The organism is Mesorhizobium sp. M7A.F.Ca.CA.001.08.2.1 (genome assembly GCF_003998455.1).
GTDB classification, from domain to species: Bacteria; Pseudomonadota; Alphaproteobacteria; order Rhizobiales; family Rhizobiaceae; genus Mesorhizobium; species Mesorhizobium ciceri.
The window spans coordinates 1-1,564 of the sequence record NZ_RZPW01001085.1; the positions used below are offsets into that span (position 1 = coordinate 1).

Annotated in this window: 3 protein-coding genes; all 3 read right to left on the reverse strand. The window is 63.4% G+C overall.

Translation table 11 applies throughout. From position 1 onward, the window contains the following. A partial coding sequence (locus tag EN914_RS34975; protein WP_127389668.1) for a sigma factor-like helix-turn-helix DNA-binding protein occupies positions 1-192 on the reverse strand: 192 nt, incomplete at its 3' end. 25 nt (positions 193-217) lie between these two features. Then, a complete protein-coding gene (locus tag EN914_RS34980) occupies positions 218-1,141 on the reverse strand; it encodes an ABC transporter permease (RefSeq protein ID WP_245265366.1) in 924 nt (307 codons plus the stop codon). Positions 1,142-1,217: 76 nt separating this feature from the next. After that, positions 1,218-1,564, reverse strand: a 347-nt coding sequence (locus EN914_RS34985) for an ATP-binding cassette domain-containing protein (RefSeq protein ID WP_164779151.1), incomplete at its 5' end; no start/stop codon positions are given.

Genomic DNA, 1,564 nt, shown 5'->3' on the forward strand with positions numbered 1-1,564 from the left:
CGGCGACTTGATCTTGATCTCGACGAGACCAAGCTGGTGACCGCGCTTGATCAGCCGGTTGACGGTCGCGTGCGAGATGCCGAGTTCCCCGGCGATCTCGGCCTGGGTCTTGCCTTCGACATAATGCAGGACAAGCGCCTGGTGCATCTGGCGAACAGCGGCGATGTCGTCGCGGGTGTTGGGAGGGGCCATGGTCTTGTTTCGCCGCCTTTGAGGTTCAGGACTTCTTGCGGTGCAGGAAGTGATCGATCGACACCGCTGCCAGCAGGATGCATCCCTTGATCATGTCCTGCCAATAGACCGAGACATCGAGCAGGATAAGCGAGCTCGTCACCACCGACAGCAGAGCCATGCCGAGGATCGCCCCGAAGATGGTGCCCGAGCCGCCATTCAGCGAGGCGCCGCCGATGACGGCCGCGGCGATGATGTTGAGCTCCATGCCGGCGCCGAAGGTCGGCGTCGCCGCGCCGAAGCGCGCCATGTAGATGACGCCGGCCACTCCGGCGAGGGTCGAGCACAGCACCGTGACCCAGAACTTCACCTGATTGGTCCTGATGCCGGAGAACTGCGCGGCCTTCTCGTTGGAGCCGGTGTAGAAAACCTTGCGGAAGGCCGTGGCGCGGCGCAGCAGGAAGTCGAAGATCGCCACCACGACGACGAAGATCAGGATGACATAGGGGATGTTGTTGAAGCTGCCCTGGCCGATGGCCTTGAAGGCCGGCGGCAGGGTGAACAGCGAAAGCGGCGTGCCCTTGGTGACCACCAGGCACATGCCGCGCACGATGACCATGGCGGCCAGCGACGTGATGAAATGATTGAGCCCTATCACGGTCACGAAGAAGCCCATGGCCGCGCCGATCAGCGCGCTGACGCCGATGCCGATCAGGCTTGCCGTCCAGGGATCGAGCCCGGCGAGGAACAGCGCACCCGAGACCACCATCGAGAAACACACGACCGAGCCGACGGAAAGGTCGATGCCGCCGACGATGAGCAGGACGGTCATGCCGACGACGACGATGCCTTCGATGGAGAAGCTCATCAGCATGGCGCGGAAATTGCCCCATGTCAGGAAGTGCGGCGAGGCGAAGCTCATGGCGATGCACAGCGCCAGGATGATGACGATCAGCCCGGCCTCGCGCATCGAGGCGAGGTGAGCGAAGTTGATGCGCCGCCCGGCGGACTTGATCTCGGCGTGCACGAGCGCTTCTCCTGATTCCCTAGGCGACATTCTGGGCCTGCCTTTGAATTGAACTGTCCTGGACGCCCGAGGCGAGCATGATGATGGCTTCCTCGCCGAGCTCGCTGGCGGCGAGTTCGCCGGCGATCCTGCCTTCGCGCACCACAAGAACGCGGTCGCACAAGCCAATCAGCTCCGGCAGTTCGGACGAGATGATGATGACGCCGACACCGCTGCCGGCTAGCTGGCGCAGCAGCCGGTGAATCTCGACCTTGGCGCCGACATCGATCCCGCGCGTCGGCTCGTCCATGATGATGACCTTGGGACTGACGGACAGCTGCTTGGCGATGGCAACCTTCTGCTGGTTGCCACCGCTCAGCGTCGACA